The 26,859-nt window shown below is 46.6% G+C and carries 32 protein-coding genes and 2 pseudogenes; 24 read left to right on the top strand and 10 right to left on the bottom strand.

Translation table 11 applies throughout. The features are described from left to right. Positions 1 to 128 precede the first annotated feature (128 nt). From ACO6VG_RS15490 to ACO6VG_RS15475, 4 genes are all read left to right on the top strand, one after another. A complete protein-coding gene (locus ACO6VG_RS15490; protein ID WP_422474627.1) occupies positions 129 to 2,405 on the top strand; it encodes a hypothetical protein in 2,277 nt (758 codons plus the stop codon). Positions 2,406 to 2,734: 329 nt separating this feature from the next. Further along, positions 2,735 to 3,988 (top strand): valine--pyruvate transaminase, encoded by a 1,254-nt coding sequence (locus ACO6VG_RS15485; protein ID WP_422133121.1) that lies wholly within the window; start codon positions 2,735 to 2,737, stop codon positions 3,986 to 3,988. 364 nt (positions 3,989 to 4,352) lie between these two features. Beyond that, positions 4,353 to 5,078 (top strand): PepSY domain-containing protein, encoded by a 726-nt coding sequence (locus ACO6VG_RS15480; RefSeq protein WP_422474625.1) that lies wholly within the window; start codon positions 4,353 to 4,355, stop codon positions 5,076 to 5,078. A 294-nt stretch (positions 5,079 to 5,372) separates the two neighbouring features. Beyond that, positions 5,373 to 6,359 (top strand): transposase, encoded by a 987-nt coding sequence (locus ACO6VG_RS15475; RefSeq protein WP_422474623.1) that lies wholly within the window; start codon positions 5,373 to 5,375, stop codon positions 6,357 to 6,359. A 395-nt stretch (positions 6,360 to 6,754) separates the two neighbouring features. On the opposite strand, the gene ACO6VG_RS15470 is transcribed toward ACO6VG_RS15475, so the two are convergent. The 6 genes from ACO6VG_RS15470 to ACO6VG_RS15445 form a co-directional block, all read right to left on the bottom strand. Further along, positions 6,755 to 7,048 (bottom strand): hypothetical protein, encoded by a 294-nt coding sequence (locus ACO6VG_RS15470; protein ID WP_422474621.1) that lies wholly within the window; start codon positions 7,046 to 7,048, stop codon positions 6,755 to 6,757. A gap of 7 nt (positions 7,049 to 7,055) precedes the next feature. After that, on the bottom strand, positions 7,056 to 9,662 hold the full coding sequence (locus ACO6VG_RS15465; protein WP_422474619.1) for an RING finger domain-containing protein: 2,607 nt from the start codon (positions 9,660 to 9,662) through the stop codon (positions 7,056 to 7,058). 29 nt (positions 9,663 to 9,691) lie between these two features. Continuing rightward, a complete protein-coding gene (locus tag ACO6VG_RS15460; RefSeq protein ID WP_422133116.1) occupies positions 9,692 to 10,042 on the bottom strand; it encodes a hypothetical protein in 351 nt (116 codons plus the stop codon). Positions 10,043 to 10,106: 64 nt separating this feature from the next. Continuing rightward, positions 10,107 to 13,088, bottom strand: coding sequence for an RING finger domain-containing protein (locus tag ACO6VG_RS15455; protein WP_422474617.1), 2,982 nt, complete (start codon positions 13,086 to 13,088; stop codon positions 10,107 to 10,109). Between the two features lie 64 nt (positions 13,089 to 13,152). Beyond that, positions 13,153 to 16,131: an RING finger domain-containing protein gene (locus ACO6VG_RS15450; protein ID WP_422474615.1), complete on the bottom strand. Its 2,979-nt coding sequence runs from the start codon at positions 16,129 to 16,131 to the stop codon at positions 13,153 to 13,155. A gap of 63 nt (positions 16,132 to 16,194) precedes the next feature. Further along, the gene (locus ACO6VG_RS15445) at positions 16,195 to 16,374 is read right to left on the bottom strand and encodes a hypothetical protein (RefSeq protein WP_422474613.1); all 180 of its coding nucleotides are present in this window, start codon (positions 16,372 to 16,374) and stop codon (positions 16,195 to 16,197) included. A gap of 35 nt (positions 16,375 to 16,409) precedes the next feature. Here ACO6VG_RS15445 and ACO6VG_RS15440 point away from each other — a divergent pair, with 35 nt between their 5' ends. The 11 genes and pseudogenes from ACO6VG_RS15440 (at position 16,410) to traN (ACO6VG_RS15390) (ending at position 21,124) form a co-directional block, all read left to right on the top strand. Beyond that, complete coding sequence (locus ACO6VG_RS15440) at positions 16,410 to 16,817, top strand: hypothetical protein (RefSeq protein WP_422474611.1); 408 nt, start codon at positions 16,410 to 16,412, stop codon at positions 16,815 to 16,817. Between the two features lie 103 nt (positions 16,818 to 16,920). After that, a complete protein-coding gene (locus ACO6VG_RS15435) occupies positions 16,921 to 16,980 on the top strand; it encodes a hypothetical protein (protein WP_422137085.1) in 60 nt (19 codons plus the stop codon). A 9-nt stretch (positions 16,981 to 16,989) separates the two neighbouring features. Next, a complete protein-coding gene (locus tag ACO6VG_RS15430) occupies positions 16,990 to 17,088 on the top strand; it encodes a hypothetical protein (protein WP_422474609.1) in 99 nt (32 codons plus the stop codon). Positions 17,089 to 17,187: 99 nt separating this feature from the next. Continuing rightward, positions 17,188 to 17,624, top strand: a pseudogene (locus ACO6VG_RS15425) (IS1634 family transposase); the annotation flags it as partial. Beyond that, positions 17,573 to 17,962 carry a conjugal transfer protein TraN gene (gene traN, locus ACO6VG_RS15420; protein ID WP_422411824.1) on the top strand — a complete coding sequence of 130 codons (390 nt, stop codon included), beginning with the start codon at positions 17,573 to 17,575 and terminating at the stop codon, positions 17,960 to 17,962. The pseudogene ACO6VG_RS15425 and the gene traN (ACO6VG_RS15420), both read left to right, overlap by 52 nt. An 87-nt stretch (positions 17,963 to 18,049) precedes the next feature. Next, entirely contained in the window at positions 18,050 to 18,307 is a 258-nt protein-coding gene (locus ACO6VG_RS15415; RefSeq protein ID WP_422133109.1) for a hypothetical protein, read from the top strand. 126 nt (positions 18,308 to 18,433) lie between these two features. Then, a complete protein-coding gene (locus ACO6VG_RS15410) occupies positions 18,434 to 18,733 on the top strand; it encodes a winged helix-turn-helix domain-containing protein (RefSeq protein WP_422133108.1) in 300 nt (99 codons plus the stop codon). 15 nt (positions 18,734 to 18,748) lie between these two features. After that, complete coding sequence (locus ACO6VG_RS15405) at positions 18,749 to 19,354, top strand: hypothetical protein (protein ID WP_422133107.1); 606 nt, start codon at positions 18,749 to 18,751, stop codon at positions 19,352 to 19,354. A gap of 36 nt (positions 19,355 to 19,390) precedes the next feature. After that, positions 19,391 to 19,792: a type IV conjugative transfer system protein TraL gene (gene traL / locus ACO6VG_RS15400; RefSeq protein ID WP_422133106.1), complete on the top strand. Its 402-nt coding sequence runs from the start codon at positions 19,391 to 19,393 to the stop codon at positions 19,790 to 19,792. Beyond that, on the top strand, positions 19,789 to 20,034 hold the full coding sequence (locus ACO6VG_RS15395; RefSeq protein ID WP_422474606.1) for a TraU family protein: 246 nt from the start codon (positions 19,789 to 19,791) through the stop codon (positions 20,032 to 20,034). Before traL (ACO6VG_RS15400) ends, ACO6VG_RS15395 begins: the two co-directional genes overlap by 4 nt. 391 nt (positions 20,035 to 20,425) lie before the next feature. Then, positions 20,426 to 21,124, top strand: a complete 699-nt coding sequence (gene traN, locus ACO6VG_RS15390) for a conjugal transfer protein TraN (RefSeq protein WP_422474603.1) — start codon at positions 20,426 to 20,428, stop codon at positions 21,122 to 21,124. 17 nt (positions 21,125 to 21,141) lie between these two features. On the opposite strand, the gene ACO6VG_RS15385 is transcribed toward traN (ACO6VG_RS15390), so the two are convergent. Both ACO6VG_RS15385 and ACO6VG_RS15380 read right to left on the bottom strand, forming a co-directional pair. Next, complete coding sequence (locus ACO6VG_RS15385; RefSeq protein ID WP_422137538.1) at positions 21,142 to 21,444, bottom strand: type II toxin-antitoxin system RelE/ParE family toxin; 303 nt, start codon at positions 21,442 to 21,444, stop codon at positions 21,142 to 21,144. Positions 21,445 to 21,449: 5 nt separating this feature from the next. Further along, on the bottom strand, positions 21,450 to 21,692 hold the full coding sequence (locus ACO6VG_RS15380; RefSeq protein ID WP_422133102.1) for a type II toxin-antitoxin system ParD family antitoxin: 243 nt from the start codon (positions 21,690 to 21,692) through the stop codon (positions 21,450 to 21,452). 61 nt (positions 21,693 to 21,753) lie between these two features. Between ACO6VG_RS15380 and traL (ACO6VG_RS15375) the strand changes: the two genes are divergently transcribed. Genes traL (ACO6VG_RS15375) through ACO6VG_RS15365 form a run of 3 tightly spaced genes read left to right on the top strand, consistent with a single transcriptional unit; the run spans position 21,754 to position 22,709 of the window. Further along, positions 21,754 to 22,035, top strand: a complete 282-nt coding sequence (gene traL, locus ACO6VG_RS15375; RefSeq protein ID WP_422137537.1) for a type IV conjugative transfer system protein TraL — start codon at positions 21,754 to 21,756, stop codon at positions 22,033 to 22,035. Further along, positions 22,032 to 22,208: a hypothetical protein gene (locus ACO6VG_RS15370; protein ID WP_422133100.1), complete on the top strand. Its 177-nt coding sequence runs from the start codon at positions 22,032 to 22,034 to the stop codon at positions 22,206 to 22,208. The genes traL (ACO6VG_RS15375) and ACO6VG_RS15370 overlap by 4 nt, the downstream gene beginning before the upstream one ends. 54 nt (positions 22,209 to 22,262) lie before the next feature. Then, positions 22,263 to 22,709, top strand: a complete 447-nt coding sequence (locus tag ACO6VG_RS15365; RefSeq protein ID WP_422137536.1) for a hypothetical protein — start codon at positions 22,263 to 22,265, stop codon at positions 22,707 to 22,709. 134 nt (positions 22,710 to 22,843) lie between these two features. On the opposite strand, the gene ACO6VG_RS15360 is transcribed toward ACO6VG_RS15365, so the two are convergent. Further along, positions 22,844 to 23,416: a PIN domain-containing protein gene (locus ACO6VG_RS15360; protein WP_422137535.1), complete on the bottom strand. Its 573-nt coding sequence runs from the start codon at positions 23,414 to 23,416 to the stop codon at positions 22,844 to 22,846. Beyond that, the gene (locus ACO6VG_RS15355; RefSeq protein ID WP_422474601.1) at positions 23,416 to 23,874 is read right to left on the bottom strand and encodes a helix-turn-helix domain-containing protein; all 459 of its coding nucleotides are present in this window, start codon (positions 23,872 to 23,874) and stop codon (positions 23,416 to 23,418) included. Before ACO6VG_RS15355 ends, ACO6VG_RS15360 begins: the two co-directional genes overlap by 1 nt. Before the next feature lie 116 nt (positions 23,875 to 23,990). Here ACO6VG_RS15355 and traL (ACO6VG_RS15350) point away from each other — a divergent pair, with 116 nt between their 5' ends. The 6 genes and pseudogenes from traL (ACO6VG_RS15350) to traA all read left to right on the top strand — a co-directional run bounded on the left by traL (ACO6VG_RS15350) (position 23,991) and on the right by traA (position 26,859). Then, positions 23,991 to 24,272, top strand: coding sequence for a type IV conjugative transfer system protein TraL (gene traL, locus ACO6VG_RS15350; RefSeq protein ID WP_422137534.1), 282 nt, complete (start codon positions 23,991 to 23,993; stop codon positions 24,270 to 24,272). Beyond that, positions 24,269 to 24,823 (top strand): TraE/TraK family type IV conjugative transfer system protein, encoded by a 555-nt coding sequence (locus ACO6VG_RS15345; RefSeq protein WP_422137533.1) that lies wholly within the window; start codon positions 24,269 to 24,271, stop codon positions 24,821 to 24,823. Before traL (ACO6VG_RS15350) ends, ACO6VG_RS15345 begins: the two co-directional genes overlap by 4 nt. A gap of 26 nt (positions 24,824 to 24,849) precedes the next feature. Beyond that, positions 24,850 to 25,344 (top strand): hypothetical protein, encoded by a 495-nt coding sequence (locus ACO6VG_RS15340; RefSeq protein WP_422474599.1) that lies wholly within the window; start codon positions 24,850 to 24,852, stop codon positions 25,342 to 25,344. Between the two features lie 106 nt (positions 25,345 to 25,450). Further along, positions 25,451 to 26,092 (top strand): annotated as a pseudogene (locus ACO6VG_RS15335) (TraB/VirB10 family protein); the annotation flags it as partial. A gap of 18 nt (positions 26,093 to 26,110) precedes the next feature. Continuing rightward, positions 26,111 to 26,506, top strand: coding sequence for a TraV family lipoprotein (locus tag ACO6VG_RS15330; RefSeq protein WP_422474597.1), 396 nt, complete (start codon positions 26,111 to 26,113; stop codon positions 26,504 to 26,506). A gap of 14 nt (positions 26,507 to 26,520) precedes the next feature. After that, entirely contained in the window at positions 26,521 to 26,859 is a 339-nt protein-coding gene (gene traA, locus ACO6VG_RS15325; RefSeq protein ID WP_422474595.1) for a TraA family conjugative transfer protein, read from the top strand.

Below are 26,859 nucleotides of genomic sequence, written 5' to 3'. Positions count from 1 at the left end.
GCAAATAAAAACATTATCTAACAAAAACAACAGTACCTGCTTGATATTGAGCAGCCATTTTTCGGCATGAATGATTGTCTGTACTAACCGTTTTTGTTTTACGACACTTATTGTGTAATGAGGACGCCATGAAATACTTACTGTCTCTCTGCATTATTATTTTTATAACGGCCTTATTGGCTGAATCTTCCCCAGCTTTCCCCACCACTGCAACAACCGCGAGCCCCACTTACAGTGCCAGCCAACCTCAAACCACTGTCGCAACAGGCAGACTGGAACTTTCCGAGTTGTGCTCAGGGAGAGTCGTGAACCTCGACCTGCTCACCTCAGAAGCCATGAAACAGGCAACTGTAAAAGCACTCAGGCAAGTCTCTGCCAGGACCAGACAATCCATTGACCGATGTGTTATCAATACCCCGACCAGAAGCAGCTATCTCGACGAAGACATTGATGAGTTCAATAGTGACAAACCATGGGAAGAGACCACCAACACCGCGTTTATTCTGGTGGGTGTCGGCATGAAGTCAGAAGCTGTTTCCGCTGGTGAAGACTGCGCTTCGAAACGGCCGGTCATTGCCGGTAAACACGACGATCTGCCTTCGGTCCTGCCCGGTAACTGGCTTGAACACTTTCAGGTCAGAAAAACCATCAATTTAAAAGCAGGGCAGATGCTCATCGGGGTGCCGCTGGACAGCCGTGATGGTTCATTGGCAGACGACTATTTTGCTGCCCTGAAGAGAAAAGTTAAGTTCGAACATACATGCGATGGATATTACTATCGCTCCCACAAAAGCAGCAAAATAGATCCTAAAATAAGTCCTTTAGTTGAGCTGATTCACTTTGACGGTGCCGGCATCCTGATTACGGGTTTGACCACGTTACCTGCACTAGAGGGCTTTAAGGATGATGGTGGCAAATTCTGCGGAACTAGTTCGAAGATCGTCACTGCTCCCAGCCACGAAGCGCAAGCTGAGATGCTGAAAGGAGAGTTGAACCTGAAGTCCGTGGAAGTCCCGGACAATGGCTACATGGCCAATATTTTCAGGAATGAGTTCTTTCAGATCCTCAACCCGGCTATCAGCCTTTCTCTTGCCGATGAATCGGAAAACGTCTATTCAGCACTTTTCAGGAACAGAACCCTGATTAGCTTTTCGAACAATAAGGTCTATTCCTGCTACGACAAGGGAAATCCCGTTGAAACGGCTGTGGATATTGACCTTACCTACCGGGATGCCACACCCAAACCTGAATTTATTCAGGCTCTGGAATTCAAGGATAATTACATCCTGGGGAATGCGCCAAAGGCTATGAGCCTGGCTCTTCCCGAACACGTTAAAGTCAGCATTGCCAACAATGAGTTTGTGACAACAGAAGTGGATGACGGGGATACAAGAGGCATCAGCATTGATGGCCCGAACCAGAGCAGCGTAGAATGGCAAGCCCCGTTGACTGTGGATATGACGGGCAATCTTATCCAGGGTTATCAGGCAGCACTGTCTTTGACCGGTTATCAAAAACTGGTGTTGAAATCAAACCAGCTTCTTGGCAAGCGGGTGTCCATAGAACGTCGGAGCGATCTGACACTGCCTGTCACACTCTCAGGCGACAGAAACAACCAGTTTAATACCTTAGGTAATGATCCCTGCCACCAGCTTGAACATACTACCATCATCGGTGGCTTTGTATTTTCTGACGGGACGACTTCCTGCCCGGGAGGGTTTGTCATTCCAACAACAGGACTCCCCCCGTCTGAGCTGTCAGACTCCGACAAGCGCAGGAATCACTTTCCTGGAACACCCTCTTCAGACAGCCGTCGCTTTTCAGAAAAGCCAACAGAAACAAGCTATGAGAGCAGTTTCAGAGAGTCTGCAACGCATTCTGTCACAACACCCGATCTGAGCTCCCGGGCAGAGAAACCAGTGACCTCTGGCTTATCCCTCAGAAGTAAATCTGATTTAGAGTCGATAACGGCAAGTTCACACAAAAATTTCAATGGCACATCACCGCCGGCTTCGCCAACCCCACTAAAGTCTACCGATAAACGCAGCAACAGTAGCAAGGATAAAATTTCCGAACATATAAATACCAGGGGTAACAGCACCAGAGAACATCCAGATTCATCACCAGCCAGCAGCCTGCCCACCCATTCACAAAGCCTCGTGACACAAATACAGCCAACCAACAACAATTCAACTCCGGCAGGTCTTGAGTTTTCGGACGACAGGAAAAGACTCGACTCGTCAGGTATGCACGACTGGCAAACCGTTCTGATAACCACTGGCGTAGTTGCCCTTGTTGGTGCGGGCATTGTAATCAGCTACATGAGGTACAAAAGTAAACGTTCTCTCCAAAGGGAGCCTCTTATCAAAATGAATGCTATTGCAGAAGATCCTATACCCGAGTAGCTTGCAAAGAGTTCGCCGGAACCCCGCCCCGCTGCAAACGATGAGCAGGGCGGCGGCGGGGCTGCATAAAATATCTTATGCACAAAAGCACAATCTCAGTTAAACTGCCCAGTTATTTCCTGGTATAAGAGCGCTGCGATTCAAACGACTCGAGTGTCCGCAAGCACCGGGACTAGCGCACAAGTAGCGGGCAAAGCGAAGCACTTTTGCGACAGTCTTGCACCCTGACGGCAATCTTCACTCAATACAGCCTTCAGCAGGATAACCCTTTCCGGGCTTTACTGCGAATGAGCAAAAGCCTTTCGATTTTATGTTGACCTGAGACAAGCATGAAGCTTTCCACATTTGGCACGAAATTTACCAGTCATTCGGGCATTCTCCAACTTATGGATGACCTGGGAAATGCACTGGCCGGCGGCCAGGATATGATCATGATGGGTGGAGGCAATCCGGCCCATATTCCTGAAGTGGAAGAGGCTTTTCGTCAGCGACTTCGGAAAATTCTGGATAGTCAATCTGAGTTCACCCGTCTGATCGGGACCTATGACCCCCCCCAGGGAGAAAAAGAATTTATTCATGAGACGGCTCGCTTTCTGAACCGTCAGTTTGGCTGGCAGCTGGGGCCGGAAAACATTGCTCTGAGCAACGGCAGTCAGGCGGCATTTTTCATGCTCTTCAATATGTTTGCTGGTGATTATGATGATGGCAGTCATCGTTGTATTCAGTTACCACTGGCGCCTGAATATATTGGCTACGGTGATGCAGGTCTGAGTGAAAATTTCTTCATCGCTAACAAGCCTGAAATCAGGATCATTGATAAATACATGTTCAAATACCATGTTGATTTCAGCAGCCTGAAAGTCGATGAACGGACCGGTGCACTCTGCGCTTCCCGCCCGACCAACCCAACCGGCAATGTCCTGACCGACTCGGAAGTCAGCCGGCTGGACGAAATAGCCAGAGCCCATAACATTCCTCTGATCATTGACGGCGCCTACGGCACCCCGTTCCCGAATCTGATCTTCAGTAATGCCAACCCGGAATGGAATGAGAACACCATTCTCTGTCTTAGCCTTTCCAAGCTTGGGCTGCCCGCTGCCAGAACCGGCATCGTCATTGCCAACGAACAGGTTATCAAAGCATTGTCTGGTATTAACGCCATCATGAATCTGGCTCCCAACAGCTTTGGTAGCCTGATTGTGCTGGATATGATCCGTGATGACAGCATCATAGATCTTAGTAAAAATGTGATTCGTCCTTACTATGAAGACAAGGTCAGATTTGCCGTTTCTCTATTACATAAGTATCTCAATGGCGTGAACTGGAAAATACACAAACCGGAAGGTGCCATGTTCCTGTGGCTCTGGTTTGAAGGACTGCCCATCAGCAGTCAGGAACTTTACGAGCGACTGAAAAAACGTAACGTTCTGGTCGTCTCCGGCCACTATTTCTTCCCGGGCATGGATGATGACTGGCAACACAAGCATGAATGTCTGAGGATGACTTACTCACGCGATAATGAAACGGTAGAGCGTGGTATCCATGTTATTGCCGAAGAAGTCCGCAAAGCTTATCAAGATTGACTCTGCTCGCCCTGTCAAGGCTGTCGCAAAACACGGACTCCCATAAGCTGTCTTTGTTATCAAAGTCCGGTTCCCGGCCCTTATGCGCTCTCACGCGGAGCGAAGGGACGAGTTGTTAGAGTTTTGGACAGCCTTTATCGGGCGATGGTCAGTTAATATTGGAGAAGACTCAGGCTTGCATTCCAACCATTCAAATCTACATTAACAGCTAGTATATGGCTTCAATGAGTTTGACTGAAAACAAAACCATTCAGCCGGAAGCCTGTCGGAAAGATGTAAATTCATAATTCGGTTTTATGTTCCAGTTTGCATAAGACCTCTTCTGCGGCTTCGCATCTGCAATATAAAACGCAGGTACTGTGTTATGTACAGACAATTCCTGTCCTGTTTCTCTCGAGCCTTGATCCTGTCACTGATCATGTCGTTATTATTAGTGACTGACGGCAAGGCCGAATCGCCAACACCTGTGGAAGCTAACCACCTGTGGCCATTGGAACAGATCATCATTCAGATTCGAAAGAAGTACGGTGAGGTCATCATTCAGAGTGTACGTATGACTGAAGAAGACAAACGTAAGGTCAGGGTCATAGACTTCACTGACAGTATGAACAGAAACCAGCGTGCAGTGGTTGATGCCCGATCAGGCAGGATCATTGAAGTTGCTCAATTACAGTCGCCCATGCCGCTGGAAAAAATCATAGCCAAAGTCAAAAGTAAACATTCTGTTGTAGCCATACTGAAAACAAGGACCGACATGCAAAATGGCCAGCTGGTTCAAATCGTTGACTTTATAGACAAGAAACACAAGCGCTGGTATACGACGCTTGATGCCTATACTGGCATGATCATTGACGAATACAACTACACAATGAAACCTCAGGGTAAACTGCTGTCCCTGAATCAGGTCATAACAAAGGCCAGGGATACTCACAAGAGCATGGTGATCCTGAAAACCCGTCTGGCTCGCTGGAAAAAACAGCCAGTCCGGGAAATTTATTATCTGGACGAAAGCCGCTATAAGAAAAGATTGGTCGTAAATGCCTCTACCGGAGATATCATTGAAGACCGCCTCTACCCATCGCCGCTGTAACCGTCTCTATTGAAAGCCTGGTGTTACCGGCTTCTGACTTATTGTAATCACAATAATTTCTGCTACTGATCCCGATCAACCCAAACAAAGTGGCTGTTGTTCAGGATGGACTCTCCCTGCCAGCGGTATGCAGCCAGCAAAAATAATAGGAAGCAAAAATAATAGCAAAAGTGAAATAAAGAAATAATAGAAAGAAATAATAGGAAAAAAATAATAGGACACCCTTATATTTGACAAAAAAATCAGTTCGTCTATCTTTTCCGTTGCTGAGTTTTAGTTCCTGCAGGAGAGGTTATGACCCGTGCACGAAGTTCTTTGATCGACCCAGGTTCCACGCCTTATTATCACTGCATAGCTCGATGCGTACGCAGAGCGTATTTGTGTGGAGAGGATTATTTAACAGGCAAAAACTACGAGCACCGTCGGCAGTGGATTGTAGATAAACTCAGAGAACTGGTTTCAATCTTTTCTATAGAAGTCTGCGCCTATGCTGTCATGTCGAATCACTATCATGTGGTTTTGCATATTAATCAAAAACCTGCCAGAGAGTGGACAAGAGACGAAATTTTGAGTCGATGGACAAGGCTTTTCACAGGGCCGCTTCTGGTTCAGAGGTATCTTGCTGCTAACCAGCTGAGTCATTCGGAACTGGCTCGCGTGGACGAATTTGTTGAAGAGTATCGAAATCGTTTAACGAACATCAGCTGGTTCATGCGTTGCCTGAACGAATATCTTGCCCGTGAGGCTAACCAGGAAGATGGCTGTAAAGGTCGCTTCTGGGAAGGGCGGTTTAAAAGTCAGGCGTTGTTGGATGAGGCAGCGTTGTTGACCTGCATGGCCTATGTTGACCTGAATCCGCTCCGTGCTGAAATGGCGGAAACTCCAGAAGGATCAGACTACACGTCGATACAAGAACGAATAGAAAATTTGGAAGGTTCTGATACCCGAAAGCAGCCAATCACCCTCATGCCTTTTCGATCACGGGGGCAAAATCCGGATAAGGCATTACCTTATATTCTTCACGATTATCTTGAGCTGCTTGACTGGAGTGGCCGTGCAGTCCGATCTGATAAGAAAGGTTCAATCCCTTCAGATATCCCGCCCATTCTGACCCGATTGGAAATTGATTCAAATGAATGGCTCAAAACCATGAGATGGAATAATCGCTTCTATCGGGCATTGGGCAGGCTGGAAGCCATGAAAACTTTTGCTCGGGAAATGGGGCAGCAATGGGTAAAGGGATTGTTTACCTGTAGTCGTTTATTTCGTTGCATAATTTGATTGCCTAATTTTCCCGTTGTTATTTGCTTCTCCTGTCATCTGGGGAGCTCTGCTATTTCTGACTTCCCCCCCCCCTTTTGAGTGATTCGCTTGTTGTTTGTTATGATAAACGATTAATATCCTCTTTTGAGTGGCTGTCAGGGCTTAATGGACTTCTGGGCTCTCGGTTTTTGAACCGTATTTATTAGTTTATATTTTATATGGATTTATATGGATGTCCTTTTCTTTTTTCTCCTGTCACCTGGGGAGCTCTGCTATTTCTGACTTCCCCCCCTTTTGAGTGATTCGCTTGTTGTTTGTTATGATAAACGATTAATATCCTCCTTTGAGTGGCTGTCAGGGCTTAATGGACTTCTGGGCTCTCGGTTTTTGAACCGTATTTATTAGTTTATATTTTATATGGATGTCCTTTTCTTTTTTTTTCTTTTGATGTCCTTTTCTTTTCTTTTTCTACCTCCCCAGGGATGAGGAGGCGAATAAAAGAAGCCTCCGTTGCCGACATCGGGAAAATCGGCGTTGCCAGCGGGCTTGCCTCTCGTCAATGTCAGGGTGCTATTGCGTGTTCTCCCATCATTGATTTCAATCCGAACCCTGTGACCATCGGGATGATGACGATCAATAAGGGTTGAGGAATAGCATAAGGGCACAACCATCATAGCCAGCATTGAAAGAACAAAAATACCAACCATGCCCTTCTCAATCATTCTTCCATAGTTCAGTAATCTTCACAATGCTGGCGGGACCATCAGATACTGGCAACAAACTTTGGGTCAGCACAAAGCGGCTATCGGCACTGAAGCTGGCTGAGGGGATTGCAAAGGGGTGGCGGATAGTGAATTGGATAGCGCCCTTCAGGTAATTGATTTTCGCGGTACCATCAACACCAAAGGTCATCACAAAGCGGCCATCGGCACTAAAGATGGCTGAAGCAACCCAACCCGTATGACGGATAGTGCGCCCTTCTTCCCATGATCCATCATTCTTGTGGCTATGGATTTTTGCCGTTCCATCATAACTGCTGGTTACTGCATGTTGGCTATCGGGACTGAAGGTGGCTGAGCTGACCCAATGATTGTGGTGGATAGTGATTTCTTCTTCCCATAATACATCGGTCTTTTCGCCGTAGATTTTTGCCTCTTTGTCGTAACTGGCGGTCACCACATGGCGGCTATCGGGACTGAAGGTGGCTGTGTTGATGCCATCACTATGGGAAATGATGGCTTTTTCCAGCCATGATCCATCGGCCCACTTGCCAACGATTTTAACAAGGTTATCCTTGCCGACAGTCAGCACATGTCGGCTATCGGGGCTGAAGGCGGCTGATGCGATCGGGCCATCGGTGCTAATGTGACCCATGGTAAATTCTTCTTCCCATAACTTGTCGTCTTTCTGGCCAATGATTTTTGCCATGCCATCGTTACTGGCGGTCAACACATAGCGGTTATCGGGGCTAAAGATGGCTGAGTTGACAGAGCCCTCATGGTGAACGATAAGTTTTACTTGCCATGATCCATTGGCGGATTTGCCTGTGATTTTTACCAGGTTATCTTTGTCGGCAGTTACCACATGGCTACCATCAGCACTGAAGCTGGCTAAGTGGATCAGACCATCATGGTTGATGGTCACTTCTTCTTCCCATGATCCTCCCTCCTTTTGAACATGGATTTTTGCTGTCCCATCGTCACTGGCGGTCAACGCGCGGCTGCTATCGGTGCTGAAGCTGGCTGAATTAATGGGCCCGTCGTGGCGGATAGTGATTTCTTCTTGCCATGATCCACCCTCCTTCTGAACATAGATTTTTGCTGTCCCATCGTCACTGCCGGTCAACACACGGCGACTATCGGCGCTGAAGCTGGCTAATTTGACCGGACCATCGTGGCGGACAGTGAGTTCTTCCTTCCATGATCCATCGGACTGATAAACATAGATTTTCGCAGTGCCATCGTCACTGGCGGTCACCACACGGTGGTTATTGGCGCTGAAGGTGGCTGAGTTGGCCTCACCTTTATGGTAAATCTTGGCTTTTGTCACGGGATGAAGGATGCGTCGCAAGAGTTTTACAAACTGTGAATCATCAGATGCCCTGCTGCTATGTCGGCAAAACTGGACAAAATGGTATAGGGTTTCATAACTTGTTTTTGCTTTATTCCATTCCTCAACTGCTCTTTCTGCAATAGCTAAAGAATGACAGCCGTCGTATTTTCTTAATAGTTCGTTAAATTCGGAAAGGTTTTTAGTTAAGGCATTTAATTCTGTCCGACATGAAGGACAATTTCTAATTGAACAATCGTGCTTCCTTTTTTTCAGCCACTGATTTAAACAACCTGCGTGATAAAGATGATTGCAGGGTGTTTTTACTATAACCATATTTGATGATCGTACAAACTGCTCCTGACATACCGTGCACTCTGCATCAATAATGTCTGCAGGTTCTTCTTTATCCACACGCAGTGCATTATCGTCGAAAGAATTGACAGCGATGTAATTATTTTGTATACGCAGTTCATTTGATAAGCACATTAATTCATGGAACGATGAGTGCTGGTTAAATTGTTTCAAGGTATCCAGAAAAGAGGTGGGGAGTGTTAATGATTGTGCATTATTTATAATCTCATTCTTTATGGCTAAATCCGATATTTTTTCTAACAGATTGCGAATACGCTCAACCGGGTTTGAATGAAGCAGGAACAATTGAATAAAGTAATCAGTAAAGCAACATTTTTCAAAATCCCCTATCTGTGGTTGTTGGTCGGATTGGTTGAGCTTGTGGATTATGTCCAGAACAATCTCAGACAAAATTATCTGGCGGTTGTTGCCAGCGGCTTCTATCAGCTGCCCGATAAATCGGTTGCGTGTTGAGTGTTCATGGGAAGAACGCGGCAGTGCCAATATCGCCTCTAGAGGAGTAACGGTATTGCCGCTGATGTTTGTGCCTTTTGTTTCCAGAACCTGCAAACGCTGAGGCATGTCCAGCTTCTCTAACATTTCCCTGAATTTAAAAGCGGCGTTGGGTTCGTCGCTTTCAATGATGGCTAAAAGCTGGTTGGCAAGTAGCTCAAGGTCCTGAGTCGAAGCATTATTTTTACTCTGCTCTCCATTGTCGTCTTTTCTGTTATTGCCATCGCCGCTGCTACCATTACCTTCTCCCGGTGATTTGTTCTCCCGATTTTCAGGTGCTTCTCTTTTTTCCTGTTGATGGTGTTGGTTAGTTGCGTCATTTGATCCCGCGTTGGGTTTGTTGCCAGAGGGTTGACCATCCTCCGGGCAAGTCGTGGCGGCACCAGAATCCTTACCTATGGACATCAGCCAGTTGATGACGGGTTGCAGAATAGTCAGGTCAATTTCGAATAATCCCGATGGCCTGCCGCCTCCACCTCCCCAGGGAGGAGGAGGCGAATAAAAAAAAATCCGCTGGCGACACCGGGAAAATCGGCATTGCCAGCGCGCTGGCCTCCTGTCACTGTCAGTGTGCTATTGCGTGTTTTCCCATCGTTGATTTCAATCCGAAACTTGCGCCCATCGGGATGATGACGGTCAATAAGGGTTGAGGAATAGCATAACGGCACAACTAACATAGCCAGCAGGGAAAAAACAAAAATACCCATCTCGCCCTTCTTGTTTGTCAGAAAATGCCAGAACAATCCGTGTTGGATGTTTGTTTTGGAAAAATAAAGGAACGCCATGGGTGAATCTCATTATTGGTAGTGCATCAGAGAATAGCCAAGAATTTCCGGGGTGCTACTGGAGTTACTCTTCTTTCCATAGTTCAATGATTTTCGCAATGTTTTCGGTACCTCTATCAAGTGACACTAAACCGGTGGTCACCACAAAGCGGCTATTGGCGCTGAAGGTGGCTGAGGATATCGGACCAGAGTTGAAGATAAAGAGTTCTTTTTTCCGTGCATTGTCCAGGATATTGATTTTCGCCGTAAGATATTCACCAAAGGTCATCAAATAGAAGTTATCGGCACTTAAGGTGGCTAAAGTGAAACCACCACCATGATGAAGGACAGTGATTCCTTCTTTCCATGATCCATCATTCTGGTGGCTATGGGTTTTTGCCGTTCCATCCAGACTGGTGGTTACTACACGTCGGCTATTGGCACTGAAGATGGCTGAGGAGACCCTATGATTGTGGTGGATCGTGATTTCTTCTTCCCATAATACATCGGTTTTTTCGCCGTAGATTTTTGCCTGTTTGTCGAAACTGGCGGTCACCACATGGCGGCTATTGGGACTGAAAGTGGCTGTGCTGATAAGATCACTATGGGAAATGATGACTTTTTCCAGCCATGATCCATCGGCCTGTTCGCCAATGATTTTAACCAGGTTATCCTTGCCGATAGTCAGCACATGTCGGCTATCGGGGCTGAAGGTGGCTGATAGGATCGAACCACCGGTACTCATGTGGTTAATGGTGAATTCTTCTTCCCATGATTCGTCGTCTTTCCGGCCAATGATTTTTGCCGTGCCATCGTTACTGGCGGTAACGACATAGCAGTTATTGGGGCTAAAGATGGCTGAGTTAACATGGTTCCTGTGGAGAACGATAAATTTTACTTGCCATGATCCATCGGCGGATTTGCCCTTGATTTTCACCACGTTATCTTTGCCAACAGTCACCACATGGCTACCATCAGGACTGAAGCTGGCTAAATGGATCGGATCATCATGGTTGATGCTCCCTTCTTCTTCCCATGATCCACTCTCCTTCAGAACATAAATTTTTGCTGCACCGTCACTGGCGGTCAAAACACGGCAATTATCGGCGCTGAAGCTGGCTGAATGAATGGACCCACGGTGGCGGATAGTGATTTCTTCTTGCCATGATCCATCCTCCTTCCACACATGGATTTTTGCTGTCCCATCGTCACTGGCAGTCAACACACGGCGACTATCGGCGCTGAAGCTGGCTGATTTGACCGGACCATCGTGACGAATAGTGAATTCTTCCTTCCAGGATCCATCGGACTGAAAGACATAGATTTTGGCAGTGCCACCGTCACTGGCAGTCACCACACGTTGGTTATTGGCGCTGAAGGTGGCTGAGTTGACTTTACCGTCATGGCGGATCTCGACTTTTACCTCGGGACGAATGAAACTTCGCAAGATAGTTAGAAACTTTGAATCATCAGATGCCTGGCTGCTATGTCGGCAATATTGGATAAAATGGTAAAAGGTTGCAAAATTTGTTTCTTCTGTATTTAATTCATTCGCTGCCCTTCTTGCAGTAGCTAAAGAATGATAACCGTCGTATTTTCTCAATAGTTTGTTAAAGTGGTAAAGTTTTGTTGTTAAGCCAATTATTCGTGTTCGACATGTAGGACAATCTTGAATTGCACGACTCTGATACCTATTTTGGAGCCACTGACTTAAACAATCAACGTGATAAAGGTGATTACAGGGCGTTTTCACTATATTTGACGAGCGTTCAAACTGCTCCTTACATACCGCGCACTCTGCACCAATAATTTGACTGGATTCATGTTTATCCAAAAACAGTACATTATTGCCCGAAGCAGTGATCGCTATGTAATCATTTTGCATACGCAATTCATTTGATAAGCGTATTAATTCATGGAACGATGAGTGCTGGTTAAATTGTTTCAAGGTATCCAGAAAAGAGGTGGGGAATGTCAATGATTGCGCATTATTTATAATCTCATTCCTTATGGCTAAATCTGATATTTTTTCTAATAGATTTCGAATACGCTCAACCGGGTTTGAATGAAGCAGGAACAATTGAATAAAGTAATCAGTAAAGCAACATTTTTCAAAATCCCCTATCTGTGGTTGTTGGTCGGATCGGTTGAGCTTGTGGATTATGTCCAGAACAATCTCAGACAAAATTATCTGGCGGTTGTTGCCAGCGGCTTCTATCAGCTGCCCGATAAATCGGTTGCGTGTTGAGTGTTCATGGGAAGAACGCGGCAGTGCCAATATCGCCTCTAGAGGAGTAACGGTATTGCCGCTGATGTTTGTGCCTTTTGTTTCCAGAACCTGCAAACGCTGAGGCATGTCCAGCTTCTCTAACATTTCCCTGAATTTAAAAGCGGCATTGGGTTCGTCGCTTTCAATGATGGCTAAAAGCTGGCTGGCAAGTAGCTCAAGGTCCTGAGGCGAAGCATTATTTTTACCCTCCTCTCCATTGTCGTCTTTTCTGTTATTGCCATCGCCGCTGCTACCATTAGCTTCTCCCGGTGATGTGTTCTCCCGATTTTCAGGTGCTTCTCTTTTTTCCTGTTGATGGTGTTGGTTAGTTGCGTCATTTGATCCCACATTGGGTTTGTTGCCAGAGGGTTGGCCATCCTCCGGGCAAGTCGTGGCGGTACCAGAATCCTTACCTATGGACATCAGCCAGTTGATGACGGGTTGCAGAATAGTCAGGTCAATTTCGAATAATCCCGATGGTCTTCCACCTCCCCAGGGAGGAGGAGGCAAATAAAAGAAGCCTCCGCTCCCGACACCGGGAAAGTCGGCGTTGCCAGCGGGCTGGCCTCCTGTCAATGTCAGTGTGTTATTACGTGTTCTCCAATCATTGATCTCAATCCGAACCTTGCGCCCATCGGGATAATGACGATCAATAAGCGTTGAGGAATAGCATAACGGCACAACCATCATAGCCAGCAGGGAAAGAACCAAAATATCAATCACGCCCTTCTTGTTTGCCAGAAAATAACAAGACAATCCGTGTTGAATGTCTGTTCTGGAAAAATAAAGGAACGACATAGGTGAATCTCATTATTGGTGGTGCATCAGAGAATAGCCCAGAATTTCCAGAACGCTGGTGGGGTTACTCTTCCTTCCATAGTTCAATGATTTTCGCAATGTTTTCGGTACCTCTATCAAGTGACACTAAACCGGTGGTCACCACAAAGCGGCTATTGGCGCTGAAGGTGGCTGAGGATATCGGACCAGAGTTGTGGATAAGGAGTTCTTTTTTCCGTGAATTGCCCAGGATATTGATTTTCGCCGTAGGATCTTCACCAAAGGTCATCAAAAGGCAGTTATCGGCACTGAAGGTGGCCGAAGTGAAACCACCATGATGAAGGATAGTGAATCCTTCTTCCCCATTCTTACGGCTACGGGTTTTTGCCGTTCCATCCAGACTGGTGCTTACTGCTCTTAGGCTATTGGGACTGAAGGTAGCTGAGGAGACCCTATGATTGTGGTGGTTAGTGATTTCTTCTTCCCATAATACATCGGTCTTTTTGCTGTAGATTTTTGCCTGTTTGTCGAAACTGGCGGTTATCACATGGTGGCTATTGGGACTGAAAGTGGCTGAGTTGATATGATCACTATGGGAAATGATGGCTTTTTCCAGCCATGATCCATCGGCCTGTTTGCCAATGATTTTAACCAGATTATCCTTGCCAACAGTCAGCACATGTCGGCTATTGGGGCTGAAGGCGGCTGATAGGATCGAACCATTGGTACCAATGTGGCTAATGGTGAATTCTTCTTCCCAAGACTGATCGCCTTTCTGGCCAATGATTTTTGCCGTGCCATCGTTACTGGCGGTCACCACATAGCGGTTATTGGGGCTAAAGATGGCTGAGTTGACATGGTCCCTATGGAGAAAGATAAATTTTACTTGCCATGATCCATTAGCTGATTTGCCTGTGATTTTTACCAGGTTATCTTTGCCGACAGTTAACACATGGCTACCATCAGGACTGAAGCTGGCTAAATGGATCGAACCATCATGGTGGGTGGTTCCTTCTTCTTCCCATGATCCACTCTCCTTCAGAACATAAATTTTTGCTGCCCCATCGTCACTGGCGGTCAACACACGGCTACCATCGGCGCTGCAGCTGGCTGAATTAATGGGCCCAGGGTGTTGGATAGTGAGTTCTTCTTGCCATGATCCACCCTCCTTCAGAACATGGATTTTTGCTGTCCCGTCTTCACTGGCGGTCAACACACGGTTACTATCGGCGCTGAAGCTGGCCAATTTGACCGGACCATCGTGACGAATAGTGAATTCTTCCTTCCAGGATCCATCGGACTGAAAGACATAGATTTTCGCAGTGCCATCGTCACTGGCGGTCACCACACGGTGGTTATTGGCGCTGAAGGTGGCTGAGTTGACTTTACCGTCATGGTGGATCTCGGCTTTTATCACGGGACGAATGAAGCTTCGCAAGATATTTTTAAACTTTGAATCATCAGATGTCTGGCTGCTATGTCGGCAATATTGGAGAAAATGGTAAAAGGTTGCAAAACTTGTTTCTGCTATATTCAATTCCTTAAATGCTCTTTTTGCAGTAGCTAAAGAATGACAACCGTCGTATTTTCTCAATAGTTTGTTAAAGTCGTTAAGTTTTTTTCTTAAGCCATATAATTGTGTACGACATGTAGGGCAATCTTGAATTGCACGATCCTGCTTCCTTTTTTTGAGCCACTGATTTAAACAATCGACGTGATAAAGGTGATTACAGGGCGTTTTCACTATATTTGATGAGCGTTCAAACTGCTCCTTACATATCGCGCACTCTGCACCAATAATTTGTCTGGATTCATGTTTATCTACACGCAGTCCATTATTGACCGAAGTAGTGATCGCTATGTAATCATTTTGCATACGCAGTTCATTTGACAAGCGCATTAATTCATGGAACGATGAGTGCTGGTTAAATTGTTTCAAGGTATCCAGAAAAGAGGTGGGGAGTGTTAATGATTGTGCATTATTTATAATCTCATTCCTTATGGCTAAATCTGATATTTCTTCTAATAGATTGCGAATACGCTCAACCGGGTTTGAATGAAGCAGGAACAATTGAATAAAGTACTCAGTAAAGCAACCTTTTTCAAAATCCCCTATCTGTGGTTGTTGGTGAGATTGATTGACCTTGTGGATTATGTCCAAAACAATATCAGACAAAATCATCTGGCGTTTGTTGCCAGCGGCTTCTATCAGCTGCCCGATAAATCGGTTGCGTGTTGAGTGTTCATGGGAAGAACGCGGCAGTGCCAATATCGCCTCTAGAGGAGTAACGGTATTGCCGCTGATGTTTGTGCCTTTTGTTTCCAGAACCTGCAAACGCTGAGGCATGTCCAGCTTCTCTAACATTTCCCTGAATTTAAAAGCGGCGTTGGGTTCGTCGCTTTCAATGATGGCTAAAAGCTGGTTGGCAAGTAGCTCAAGGTCCTGAGTCGAAGCATTATTTTTACCCTCCTCTCCATTGTCGTCTTTTCTGTTATTGCCATCGCCGCTGCTACCATTACCTTCTCCCGGTGATTTGTTCTCCCGATTTTCAGGTGCTTCTCTTTTTTCCTGTTGATGGTGTTGGTTAGTTGCGTCATTTGATCCCGCGTTAAGTTTGTTGCCAGAGGGTTGACCATCCTCCGGGCAAGTCGTGGCGGCACCAGAATCCTTACCTATGGACATCAGCCAGTTGATGACGGGTTGCAGAATAGTTAGGTCAATTTCGAATAATCCCGATGGCCTGCCGCCTCCACCTCCCCAGGGAGGAGGAGGCGAATAAAAAAAAACTCCGCTGGCGACACCGGGAAAATCGGCATTGCCAGCACGCTGGCCTCCTGTCACTGTCAGTGTGCTATTGCGTGTTTTCCCATCGTTGATTTCAATCCGAAACTTGCGCCCATCGGGATGATGACGATCAATAAGGGTTGAGGAATAACATAACGGCACAACTAGCATAGCCAGCAGGGAAAGAACCAAAATACCCATCACGCCCTTCTTGTTTGCCAGAAAATAACAAGACAATCCGTGTTGAATGTCTGTTCTGGAAAAATAAAGGAACGACATAGGTGAATCTCATTATTGGTGGTGCATCAGAGAATAGCCCAGAATTTCCTGAACCTGGTGGGGTTACTCTTCCTTCCATAGCTCAATGATTTTTGCAATGTTTTCGGTACCTCTATCAAGTAACACTAAACCGTTGGTCACCACATAGCGGCTATTCAAAGCGGCCTTAAAACATGACAAATGATTTTTGATAATTTCCTGAAAACAGGTTTTGTCGTTTACATTACCACTGGCAGGAGCCATAAACACAGGGACACCATAGGCTCAAAAGAGCTGGTTTGCTGGTTATGGGGGAGTATGGGTTTAACGAGCTTGATTCAGAGGTATTGCAGGCTCTGTTAAGGCGGAATCATCCATCGGAGCGGATTTTCTTTGTTCGCAACCAGTTTGGCGAACCATTGAAAAAAAGACTTCAACGAGAAGCGCCAATTGAGGTGGGCACCCCTGAAGCGCTAGACTGTGAAAAGAAACTAAAAGATGAGCTTCAGCAAAGCCATAAAAAAATCCTGAAAATCTATAAAATTCCTGAAGCCTACCAACACCCACTTTTATTCACTACAGCGAAAGATATCCGCAACCTGCAAGGTCACCCAGAGCTGTTTTTAGAAATCCACTTACTCTGGTGGTCTTTGTGGTATAGAAAGCCGACCGAGAGTAGCGCAACCAGCCCCCCAGAAACTTTCTAAAATCTCAAGATGAGTAACCGCCTTCCACCACCCCGGTTGATATTTACCTAAAATCTGTTGTCAAAGAAATGGTGACTTGGGCTTTAAGGGACAGACACTGTACATGTACCCTGAGTTTTTTGATGGTAAGCCGACTGACCGCCTTATCAGGAAAGTTATATAAGCCGACCACTTGAACGACAAGGTACTTAGTCGGACTCTCGATAGTCTGCACGACGCTGGTTTTAATGACTTGTATCGCAATCTGGCCGTCAAGGTCGTCATTATCTGAAACTTCCTTGCAAGGCATTAAATCTGGATGGCACGAGCTTTCATGTGGATGGAGTCTATGAAAGTCATGACAATCCAGACGACTTGAACTGTATTCATATTGGGTTGTTTTATCCTTAGCACCAATGAACTGGATCAAGATAGTTTGAATGCCACTGGGCTGCTGTCTACCTATAAGTCACAACAACAGGTTGGAGGTAGCTTTCGGTTCCTGAAGAGCCCGGACTTTCTGGTCACTTCACTCTATCTGAAGAAAGCGGAACTTGAATCCCTGTTAATGGTGATGACTCTGTGCCTGATGGTCTACACTGCTATCCAGCACAGAGTAAGGCAGGAACTGAAAAAGCAGAGTCGTGTATTACCAGAGCAGAAAAAAAGCCCTGCCAGAATCCAACAGCGAGACAGGTATTCTTCTGTTTCCAGGGGATTAGTGTATTAACGGTCAATAATCAGGAGAAACATGTGGTTAGCTTGAAGGAAAGGCAGTGGACGATCATTCAAATTTTGGGCATTTTTTACGAGTTTATGTATTCCTGACGGTGGTGAAAGGCGCCACCAATCTACTGTTCAGAACAGTTGGTGACAACCTGGCTTCTCAGGGCGGTCAGCTGAGCCAACAAACCCTGATTATGAACCTGGCCATCACCTCAGCGATCAGCGTCGTCACCACGATCTATACGGCATACACCATGACCAAACTAATTATCCAGATCACCAACAAATGTGAAGCCGAAGAATTTGAATTGGCCGCCAAACGGGAGATGAAAACCTGCCATCAAGTCGGCGGTTACAGGAAAAGCAAGTTTTTGGGATTGAGCAGCATGGAGTACAACAGCTATTGCTGTTTCAGTTTACCCCTCTCCCGCATCTTGTAAGTACAGACCAGGAAGCTGCCGAACACTGGATGTGGCTCTGCCGAACTCCCCGATTGCCAGGGTATAACGCCTGAAACTCTGCAAGCTGTGAACTGGAACCAGATTGACCTTAGCGAGTGGCTGGCATTGTTAAAATTGCAAAACAAACTGCCAGAGTTGAATGCTGATACATTGAAACAGTTGAATCTGGAAACTCTGACGGGCAAAGGGTCAAGGCTGGATTTCGACCAGCAGCGGGAGGACAGTCGAAAACGATTGGAAACCCGATTTCATGGGTTTCGACCTGAACAACTCAACTTGTATCAAGAACAAAAAACCAGCTCTAACCGCCACTCAAAACCATAGATTGATTTATAAATATCATGAAATGGTATATATTTACCACATATTGGTAACATAATATATTACATCATGTTCATTTTGAAAGGCATTCTACGAGCGGAAAGTCAGGAAAAAATCCTGATATATCTAATGCTTCGCAGCTCCGGTTATGGCAAGGCCATTGCCGAATTTTACGGAATTTCCTCAAACTCCGTGCAAAAGCAGCTTGCCCGGCTCGAAGAAGATGGTGTTTTGGTGAGCTACCTGATTGGCAAGCTCAGAGAATATCAGTTTAACCCCCGATATCCTTTCCTGTCGCCATTGAAAGAACTGCTTAAGTCGGCCCTGTCGGCCTATCCGGACTCCATGATCCAGAACCTCACCATGACCAGAACCCGTCCCAGAGCAGCAGGCAAACCAACTATTGCTATCCGACCAAGGGATCATTAATTTCAGAATTAAATCATGACAGATTTTAGTAGCACGCCCATTGTTGAACTGGCAGCCATTGTCGCCAATCATCTTAAGCAGCATGGCATTCGGGTGGTTTTGGTGGGTGGTTTAGCCGTTGAAATTTACAGTGAAAACCTATACCTGACCAAAGATATTGATATGGTTAACACCAGCTACGACGCCTCAGAATCGCTGAAAACCGCAATGGCTGAATTAGGATTTTTTAAACAAGGCCGCGTGTTTGTCAATGAGTCAACGCAGATTTGTGTTGAGTTTCCTTCTGCACCTCTCGCTATTGGAAACCAGATTATTGAAGAAACCACTGTCGCTCATTCAAAACAAGGCGACATACCCATTTTGCATGCCTCCGATGTAATTAAAGATCGACTTCTGGCTTATTTTCACTGGCAAGACCGCCCCTCTCTGGTACAGGCACTGGCCATTATGATTAACTATGAAATTATTCCGGATGAACTCAAAGTTTTCTGTGACGCAGAAGGTGAGCCGGATCAATATGAAGTTATTGTCCAGCTTCATGAAACTGCCAAAAAGCAACAATTAAGCTCCATGCTGGAACTGGAATCTCTGGTGCAAGAGGAATTCCTGAAGCACCTGTAGCACAAGACCTTTCCCAATCCTGACAGGAAGAACCAGATGGAAATCCCCTCCACCATCAACGACCCCATCCAGTTCCTGTTCTGGTCTCTGGATGAAATCTACCCCGTAGCCATGGGCCTGATTTGGGGTATCTGGTTTGACCAGCTGCTTCTGGGCTGGATGGCGATTCGTGTTTATCGACGGTTTCGGGATCGTCACCCTGACGGTCACCTGAGCCATCGACTTTACTGGCTGGGCTTTTATTTTGTAGAAGCCAGAACCTTGCCCAACCCTTATGTTCGGGTCTTTACCCTTCCCGAAAATGACCATTCAAGACTCTCTGCGTCGTTTGAAGCAATAGCGTCAGCAGCTCTGTGTGGACAGGCTGATGCTGCTGGTACTGGTGCTGACGAATGCACTGCTGCTGATCGACTGCCTGAGTCGCAAACCGGCTGTTGAAGACTGGTCTTGGCAGAAAAACCATAGGAGAAGAGGTCCAGTGCCACAGCCTTATCATTCCCTGGTTCCTCAAAAGCGAGTATAAAATGAGCATGTTCTGGCCTGAGCCGGAAAAGCAGAAAGCACACTGGATCGGAGCTTCAGCCGCAGCATGGGGAATGCATCGTCACCCATTGGCTAAAGACGACGCTATGTATCTGCTTTGGCAGTATCGGGATTGTTGCCAGACCGTCAGCCAATGACAATACGTGCCTGCTACAAGCTGCTGGGTCGATTGTTAGCTTTCTGCTTTCACACTGCAATGGCAGAAACCAACTCAGGAAGCCATTCATATTTGAGCAACATACCCGCTCAACCTGGCTCCATCAGATCGACCAGCAATATGATGCTATAACACGAAACCCTCAATCTGTTACCAACCAGCTACCAAATCTGATGATGGAAAAACCTTCAGATGCTCCGATTTAGGCAAAAGCTGGGACAAGCTCACAGAAAAGCTATGGTCGACACCGGCTGAAGTTCACACTCAGACTGCCACTGCCAGACCCATCACCGGTGAGCTGTCACAGGAAGCGCGCTCTTTATCTCAGGACACGATGCTCGGAAATATGCAGCAACAACTGATGCAAAAAAATGACGGAAGTCGTCTATAAAATTCTGGGCGAGGATGCCATCAATCTACTGTTCCGAACGGTTGGTGACAACCCGGCTTCTCAGGACGGTCAGCTGAGCCAACAAACCCTGATTATGAACCCGGCCATCACCTCAGCGATCAGCGTCGTCACCATAATCTACACAGCTTACACCATGACCAAACTGATTATTCAGATCACCAATAAATGTGAAACCGAAGAATTTGAATTGGCCATTAAAAGTGAGATGAAAACCTGCCATAAAGTCGGCATTTACAGGGAAAGCAAATTCCTGGGATTGAGCAGCATGGAGTACAACAGCTATTGCTGTTTCAGTTCACCCCTTTCCCGCATCATGCAAGTACAGATCAGAAAGCAGCTGAACACTGGATGGGGCTCTGCCAAACATCCCGATTGCTCGGGTATAACGCCTGAAACTCTGCATTCAGTGGACTGGAACCAGATTGATCTTAGCGAGTGGCTGGCATTGTTAAAATTGCAAAACAAACTGCCAGAGTTGAATGCTGATAAATTGAAACAGTTGAATCTGGAAACTCTGACGGGCAAAGGGTCAAGGCTGGATTTCGACCAGCACCAGGAGGACAGTCGAAAACGATTGGAAGCCCGATACGACAGTATTACCCCATCAGAACTCAACCACTATCAAAACACCAAAACTATAAATCTTCGACAACAGTGAGCATTTCCCAGGATCGATCAGTACTTTTGTGATTGAAAATCCATCGATTGGTGAAGCACTCTGATAATTAATACGCCATTCACCGTTTCTCTGAAGAAAACGATATGAGCCTTCACAGGGTATGATTTGAGCCCTTTTCTGAGGTCATCCCGGCATCGAGCAAAGCCCGGTGTTTCAGCCAGTCGTTGAAAGGTATCAAAAAGATTTCGGATATACAGATCAGCCTGCTCTTCTCCAAACTCACTCACGGTATAGTCATATATGCCCTCCAAATCCTGTCGTGCACGGGGCTTGAACAAGTACTGCTTGGATGGGGGCATAAGGGTTACCGTTTTTTCATTTGGGAAAGGAACTTTTCAACTTCAAGATCAACCGGTTCACCACTGTTGTCACCTTCGTCAATCATTGCCCTCAATTGCTCCAGGCTTGAGGAAGCTTTCTGTTCTCTCAGGTTTCTTAACGCCTCACGCACCACTTCACTGACGGATGAGTATGCACCGGAATCGACCAGCTGTTGAGCATAGCCCTGAAGTTCATCTCCAAGGCTGATGGTTAATGTTCGAGCCATATTGCACCTCCTGTAAGAATATGTCTTACAGAGTATAGACGGTAAATGAGTCGAAAGCATCATGGAAACCCCCCGCACCATCAACGACCCCATCCAGTTCCTGTTCTGGTCTCTGGATGAAATCTACCCCGTAGCCGTGGGCCTGATCTGGGGTATCTGGTTTGACCAGCTGCTACTGGGCATGTTTCTGGGCTGGATGGCGATCCGTGTCTATCGACGGTTCCGGGACCGTCACCCTGACGGCCACCTGAGCCACCGGCTTTACTGGCTGGGCTTTTATTTTGTGAAAGCCAGAACCTTGCCCAACCCTTATGTTCGGGTCTTTTACCCTTCCCGAAAATGACCATTCAAGACTATCTGGGTCGTTTGAAGCAATGCCGTCAGCAGCTCTGTGTGGACAGGCTGATGTTGCTGGTACTGGTGCTGACGAATGCACTGCTGCTGATCCACTGCCTGAGTCGCAAACCGGCTGTTGAGTTGAGCTTGCCGTTTATGGATGGACAGGTTGGAATTTAGTCCAGAGCAGCTTCTCGGGTTTATTACGAGTGGTGGGGGCTGTCTCTGGCTGAATTGCTAGGCGCTCAAAAAGGACAACCGGGTAATGCATTTACCCAGTTCATCCTGAATCACATGGTCGCAGGAATAGTTGAAATTGATTCACCCTCAATGCCACATAGCCAGACTGTCATTACTCTGCTCAGAGCCCTGCAAAAAGAGTTGCGCAAAAAATATCTGTTGAATATTGCCAGCTATCTTATTCTGCTTGTCCCAAAGGGAACAGCAAAGCTAAAGACTCAGGTTATCCACTGCGGTGACTGTCGTCTGGGTACCCGGCATGATGATGGAAACATTATCTGGCAAACCAGTGTGCATACTGATGCCAACTCTGAAGGTCTCTGGTTTTCAGAAAGTAGCTGTTCAAAACCCGAACGACATATCCTGACTCGTAGTCTGAATGCACGACACTTTCACACGCCTGAGATGATGCAAGCTGTCTTGAAATTTCAAAGCAGATAAACTTTTCTACGCAGAACAGTGATTGTCAAAACCTTTGGGTTATGTGAAAGCTATAAACCCATCTGGCTCCAATGTACTGATCACTCCCACAGTGCTGGCTCCATCAGTAATCTTGTGAGTTTACTGTTTTCCTCTTACAGAACGAGCTTCATTGACTCTAGCCAGGTGACCGTTTCCGGCAACCTTTGCTTTCTTAGCCTGCTCAGATATTCATCAACCGTCAATGATGGTTTTTTTAAAGCACCTCTCGCCGAGCGGATCACGCCAATGACTTCTGCCGGATGCAGATCAATCAGATCATGAATAAAGCTGTCAGGATGAATAGCCTGAAGTTCATATGGGGTAAGGGCTTCATCAGGAAAGTCTTTCAGGTTATAAGTCACTATGACATCGGCATTAGCGACAATTGCCGCTGCAACAACATGCCGGTCATCCTGATCTGGTAGTTGAACTGAATCAATCAAGTGCTCAAAACCTTCAACCACTGCATCCCGGACATGAGCGTTCATCAGCTGTCGGGTTTTATTGAGGTAATTCTCATCAATGTCTGGACGATTGGCTTTCAGATTGCGAGTCCACTCATCATGAATTTTGTCTGTCCACTTGGCGCGAAAAGTGTCTGTTATCGCCAACCTTAACAACACGTCTCTTAACACCGAAGGATAAAGAACACAGGCATCAAAAACAGCAGTAAATTGAGAAGCCATTAATACTCCGGATCGTTCATCTGGGAGAGGGATGACAACTCATCCAAAGCTGAGAGTCGTTTAGCATCTATAGCTGCTCTGTAATCCATTAAATCCTGATACCGGACTCTGCGATGCCGACCAACCTTGTGGTGAGGGATTTCCCCCTCATCCAGCATTCTGACCAGATAAGGCCGGGAAACATTGAGAATATCAGCGGCTTCCTGAGTGGTCAGTTCCGCATGGATCGGGATGATTTTTACCGCATTGCCCTGTCCAAGTTGCGCCAGAATATCAACCAGCAGGCTCAACGCTCTGGTTGGAATCGACAACGCATGCTTTTCCCCATCCTTAGAGCTGATATCAATTTGCTGAGATTTAGCACCCGTCTCAAGAAAGGCTGAAATTTCCCGGCTGCACTCTTGTGCAATCGCAATCTCTTCAGCAGTAGGCAGAGTCAGTTTGTCTTTTGTAGTCATAGGTATTCCCTGATCGAATATTTACTAAGTTTTTTCCTTAACTGCAGTTTAATCGAAATAAACGAAATAGCAATAAACGAAATATTCGAACAAACCCGAACATTCTGAGAGACATCATGGAAATCCCCCGCACCATCAACGACCCCATCCAGTTCCTGTTCTGGTCTCTGGATGAAATCTACCCCGTAGCCGTGGGTCTCATCTGGGGTATCTGGTTTGACCAGCTGCTTCTGGGCATGCTCCTGGGCTGGATGGCGATTCGTGTCTATCGACGATTTCGGGACCGTCACCCTGACGGCCACCTGAGCCATCGGCTTTACTGGCTGGGCTTTTATTTTGTAAAAGCCAGAACCTTGCCCAACCCTTATGTTCGGGTCTTTTACCCTTCCCGAAAATGACCATTCAAAACTATCTGCGTCGTCTGAAGCAATGGCGTCAGCAGCTCTGTATGGACAGGCTGATGTTGCTGGTACTGGTGCTGACGAATGCACTGCTGCTTTTCCACTGCCTAAGTCGCAAACCGGCTGTTGAGTTGAGCTTGCCGTTTATGGATGGACAGGTTGGAATTCAGTCTGGTGGAGCATCACGGGTCTATTACGAATGGTGGGGGCTGTCTCTGGCTGAATTGTTGGGCAATCTCAATCCGCAGAATCTGTCGTTTGTTGAGTCCAGGCTGCAAAGTCTGCTTTCACCCAATCTGCACCGGCAAGTCCATGAAATATTGAATCGGCAGTTCCACCAGTTACGGGAAGACAATGTTTCCCTGAGCTTTGAGCCATTGCAGCTTGACTTTGATGAAAACACTCATGAGGTCAGAGTGACGGGGAACAGTGCTCTCTCATCGGGCCATCAACGCCTGTCTGGGCAGAAAACCTTTACCTTTCAGTTCAGTCTGACCCGTTATCGCCCTGTGCTTGCTGTTATTCAGATTGAATCTGATCTCAAGTAACCCTTCCTTTATTCAGAGATTCCTCGATGAACAAAACGCTTTTTGTTGCTGTCTGTTTTTACTGTTCATTGACTCTGGCAGCTGCACCAGTCAAGTTGCAGGTATCACCGGGTCAACAGCAACCCGTAACCCTGAGTCGTCTACACCTGAATCGAATTGTCACGCCTTTTGCGGCTCCCCAGATTCGAACCATTGATCAGGCTGATATTCAGATTGAAGGTTCAGTGATCTATCTCTCTTCGCAACAAGAAGAACCTTTTGTCGTGTACATCACCCCTCATGACAATGAGACTCATGCCCTTTCTTTGCTGGTAACGCCACTGGATGTGCCTCCTAAAGAAATTCAGCTGTCACTATCAAAACCATGGCAGCAAAAAATCAACCATAACAAGGCATTAGCAAAACGATTCGAAGAAGCCTCGGACTATCAGCAGGCTATCACGGAAGTGCTTGCTGCGCTGGTGAATATTGCAGTGGAATCAGTACAGTCAATCACCAACAACCCAATACAACGAAACTGATTACTATGACACATCTCCTCAACCACCCAGACCTATCCGGGTATTAGGAACTACCAACCCTCAGGCAGTCACCCTAAATTCAAAACCAGAGGATAAACCAAAGCTTTTGCGCTTACCGGCCGGAAGTCTGCTATCCGGCCAGTTAATCACCGGGCTGGATGTTCCGACAGGGCAAGGCGCAAGACGTGAACCTTATCCTGTCCTTATCCGCATCAAAGCTTCTGCCATTTTGCCCAATCGCTATCGCACTAACGTCAGGGAATGCTTTGTTCTGGCATCGGGCTACGGCGACCTGAGTTCCGAGCGGGCTTATCTTCGCAGTGAAACCCTGTCGTGCATCCTCAAATACAACGATAAGGAAGAAGTGATTGAACGACCTCTAGAAGGTTATATCGCCGGAGAAGATGGCAAAGCCGGATTACGTGGCAGGCTGGTCAGTAAACAGGGGCAGGTTATGGCCAAGGCGGCTATGGCAGGCTTTCTCAGCGGTATCAGTGAGGCCTTTGATACCAAACCCGTCCCAGTCTTGTCTGTAATCCCCAACCAGAACGGCCAGATTCAGTCTCCTTTTCAGTCTGGCTTAAAGGGCAGCCAAGCTCTGCAAAGCTCTTTGATTAAGGGCAGTAACAAAGCATTGGAAAAGCTGGCAGATTTTTACCTGCAGCTGGCTGACCAGATGGTGCCCGTCATTGAAATCAGCGCCGAACGTAAGGTGGACCTGATTCTCACCCGTGGTCTTAAGAACTAATCTTTCGAGGCTTTTTCTATGTGTAAACACGATACCAGAGCATTGCTTCTGATGGTTTCGCTGGTACCTGTTATTCAGGGCTGCTCACTGTTTGGTGTTGGTGAAGCTGAGTATGCCCGCCCGGAACCCGGCAAAGGCGTATGTAAATCGGCAAGACAAGTCTATCAGGATACCGGTTCAACGTCTGCTGAAAACCTGTTTTCTTCAGCTCCCAAAAACTATTCAGAACCCGATCTTCGTTTTGTAACGCCCGAAGCGATACCCAACCGCACACCCGCTCAAATCCTGAAAATCTGGATTGCACCCTGGGTTGACAAGCAGGGCAATTGGCATAGCGGCGGAGTTGTGATGACCGATATCGCACCAAGAGACTGGCAGTCTGCCATTCCCGTCTATTTACCGTCTGATGATTAATGGAGTCATTGACCATGTCTGTACTTCTTGTTGATAGACCACCATTTATTATGAAGCTGCAGAAACTGATGGTGTCGCTGGCACCTCTGATCATTCTTTCTCTACTACCACAGGAGCTGCAGGCGGCCAATCCTGTCAATGTGACAGGTTCCACTGACTTTGCAGAAATTTATGGTCGTTTGGTGGGTTGGATCAAGGGAGACCTGGGGCGAACACTGTCTATCTCTTTTGTCCTGATCGGACTGGCCTACGGCATGGCTCGAAACTCATTAATCGGCTTTGCTACCGGTGTGGGGGCCGCTGTCGGATTGCAGGTCACTCCCACCATTATTAATTCCATTTTCGGGCTTTAA

The sequence above is a fragment of the Endozoicomonas sp. ALB032 genome (assembly GCF_049310125.1).
Classification (GTDB): Bacteria; Pseudomonadota; Gammaproteobacteria; order Pseudomonadales; family Endozoicomonadaceae; genus Endozoicomonas_A.
Note: the sequence above shows the minus strand (reverse complement) of the source record. Positions and strands in the feature narration are given on the sequence as shown.

Bases quoted from the DNA above. Each gene is read 5' to 3' on its own strand.
- ACO6VG_RS15460 (WP_422133116.1), bottom strand. From the start codon at position 10,042: ATGGCGTTCCTTTATTTTTCCAAAACAAACATCCAACACGGATTGTTC.
- ACO6VG_RS15465 (WP_422474619.1), bottom strand. From the start codon at position 9,662: ATGTCCATAGGTAAGGATTCTGGTGCCGCCACGACTTGCCCGGAGGAT.
- ACO6VG_RS15345 (WP_422137533.1), top strand. From the start codon at position 24,269: ATGACCATTCAAAACTATCTGCGTCGTCTGAAGCAATGGCGTCAGCAG.
- ACO6VG_RS15485 (WP_422133121.1), top strand. From the start codon at position 2,735: ATGAAGCTTTCCACATTTGGCACGAAATTTACCAGTCATTCGGGCATT.
- ACO6VG_RS15405 (WP_422133107.1), top strand. From the start codon at position 18,749: ATGACAGATTTTAGTAGCACGCCCATTGTTGAACTGGCAGCCATTGTC.
- ACO6VG_RS15475 (WP_422474623.1), top strand. From the start codon at position 5,373: ATGACCCGTGCACGAAGTTCTTTGATCGACCCAGGTTCCACGCCTTAT.
- ACO6VG_RS15410 (WP_422133108.1), top strand. From the start codon at position 18,434: ATGCTTCGCAGCTCCGGTTATGGCAAGGCCATTGCCGAATTTTACGGA.
- ACO6VG_RS15355 (WP_422474601.1), bottom strand. From the start codon at position 23,874: ATGACTACAAAAGACAAACTGACTCTGCCTACTGCTGAAGAGATTGCG.
- ACO6VG_RS15445 (WP_422474613.1), bottom strand. From the start codon at position 16,374: ATGGCTCCTGCCAGTGGTAATGTAAACGACAAAACCTGTTTTCAGGAA.
- traA (WP_422474595.1), top strand. From the start codon at position 26,521: ATGTCTGTACTTCTTGTTGATAGACCACCATTTATTATGAAGCTGCAG.
- ACO6VG_RS15370 (WP_422133100.1), top strand. From the start codon at position 22,032: ATGACCATTCAAGACTATCTGGGTCGTTTGAAGCAATGCCGTCAGCAG.
- ACO6VG_RS15480 (WP_422474625.1), top strand. From the start codon at position 4,353: ATGTACAGACAATTCCTGTCCTGTTTCTCTCGAGCCTTGATCCTGTCA.
- traL (WP_422137534.1), top strand. From the start codon at position 23,991: ATGGAAATCCCCCGCACCATCAACGACCCCATCCAGTTCCTGTTCTGG.
- traL (WP_422137537.1), top strand. From the start codon at position 21,754: ATGGAAACCCCCCGCACCATCAACGACCCCATCCAGTTCCTGTTCTGG.
- ACO6VG_RS15380 (WP_422133102.1), bottom strand. From the start codon at position 21,692: ATGGCTCGAACATTAACCATCAGCCTTGGAGATGAACTTCAGGGCTAT.
- traN (WP_422474603.1), top strand. From the start codon at position 20,426: ATGACGGAAGTCGTCTATAAAATTCTGGGCGAGGATGCCATCAATCTA.
- ACO6VG_RS15340 (WP_422474599.1), top strand. From the start codon at position 24,850: ATGAACAAAACGCTTTTTGTTGCTGTCTGTTTTTACTGTTCATTGACT.
- ACO6VG_RS15455 (WP_422474617.1), bottom strand. From the start codon at position 13,088: ATGTCGTTCCTTTATTTTTCCAGAACAGACATTCAACACGGATTGTCT.
- ACO6VG_RS15330 (WP_422474597.1), top strand. From the start codon at position 26,111: ATGTGTAAACACGATACCAGAGCATTGCTTCTGATGGTTTCGCTGGTA.
- ACO6VG_RS15470 (WP_422474621.1), bottom strand. From the start codon at position 7,048: ATGGTTGGTATTTTTGTTCTTTCAATGCTGGCTATGATGGTTGTGCCC.
- ACO6VG_RS15385 (WP_422137538.1), bottom strand. From the start codon at position 21,444: ATGCCCCCATCCAAGCAGTACTTGTTCAAGCCCCGTGCACGACAGGAT.
- ACO6VG_RS15450 (WP_422474615.1), bottom strand. From the start codon at position 16,131: ATGTCGTTCCTTTATTTTTCCAGAACAGACATTCAACACGGATTGTCT.
- ACO6VG_RS15490 (WP_422474627.1), top strand. From the start codon at position 129: ATGAAATACTTACTGTCTCTCTGCATTATTATTTTTATAACGGCCTTA.
- traL (WP_422133106.1), top strand. From the start codon at position 19,391: ATGGAAATCCCCTCCACCATCAACGACCCCATCCAGTTCCTGTTCTGG.
- ACO6VG_RS15360 (WP_422137535.1), bottom strand. From the start codon at position 23,416: ATGGCTTCTCAATTTACTGCTGTTTTTGATGCCTGTGTTCTTTATCCT.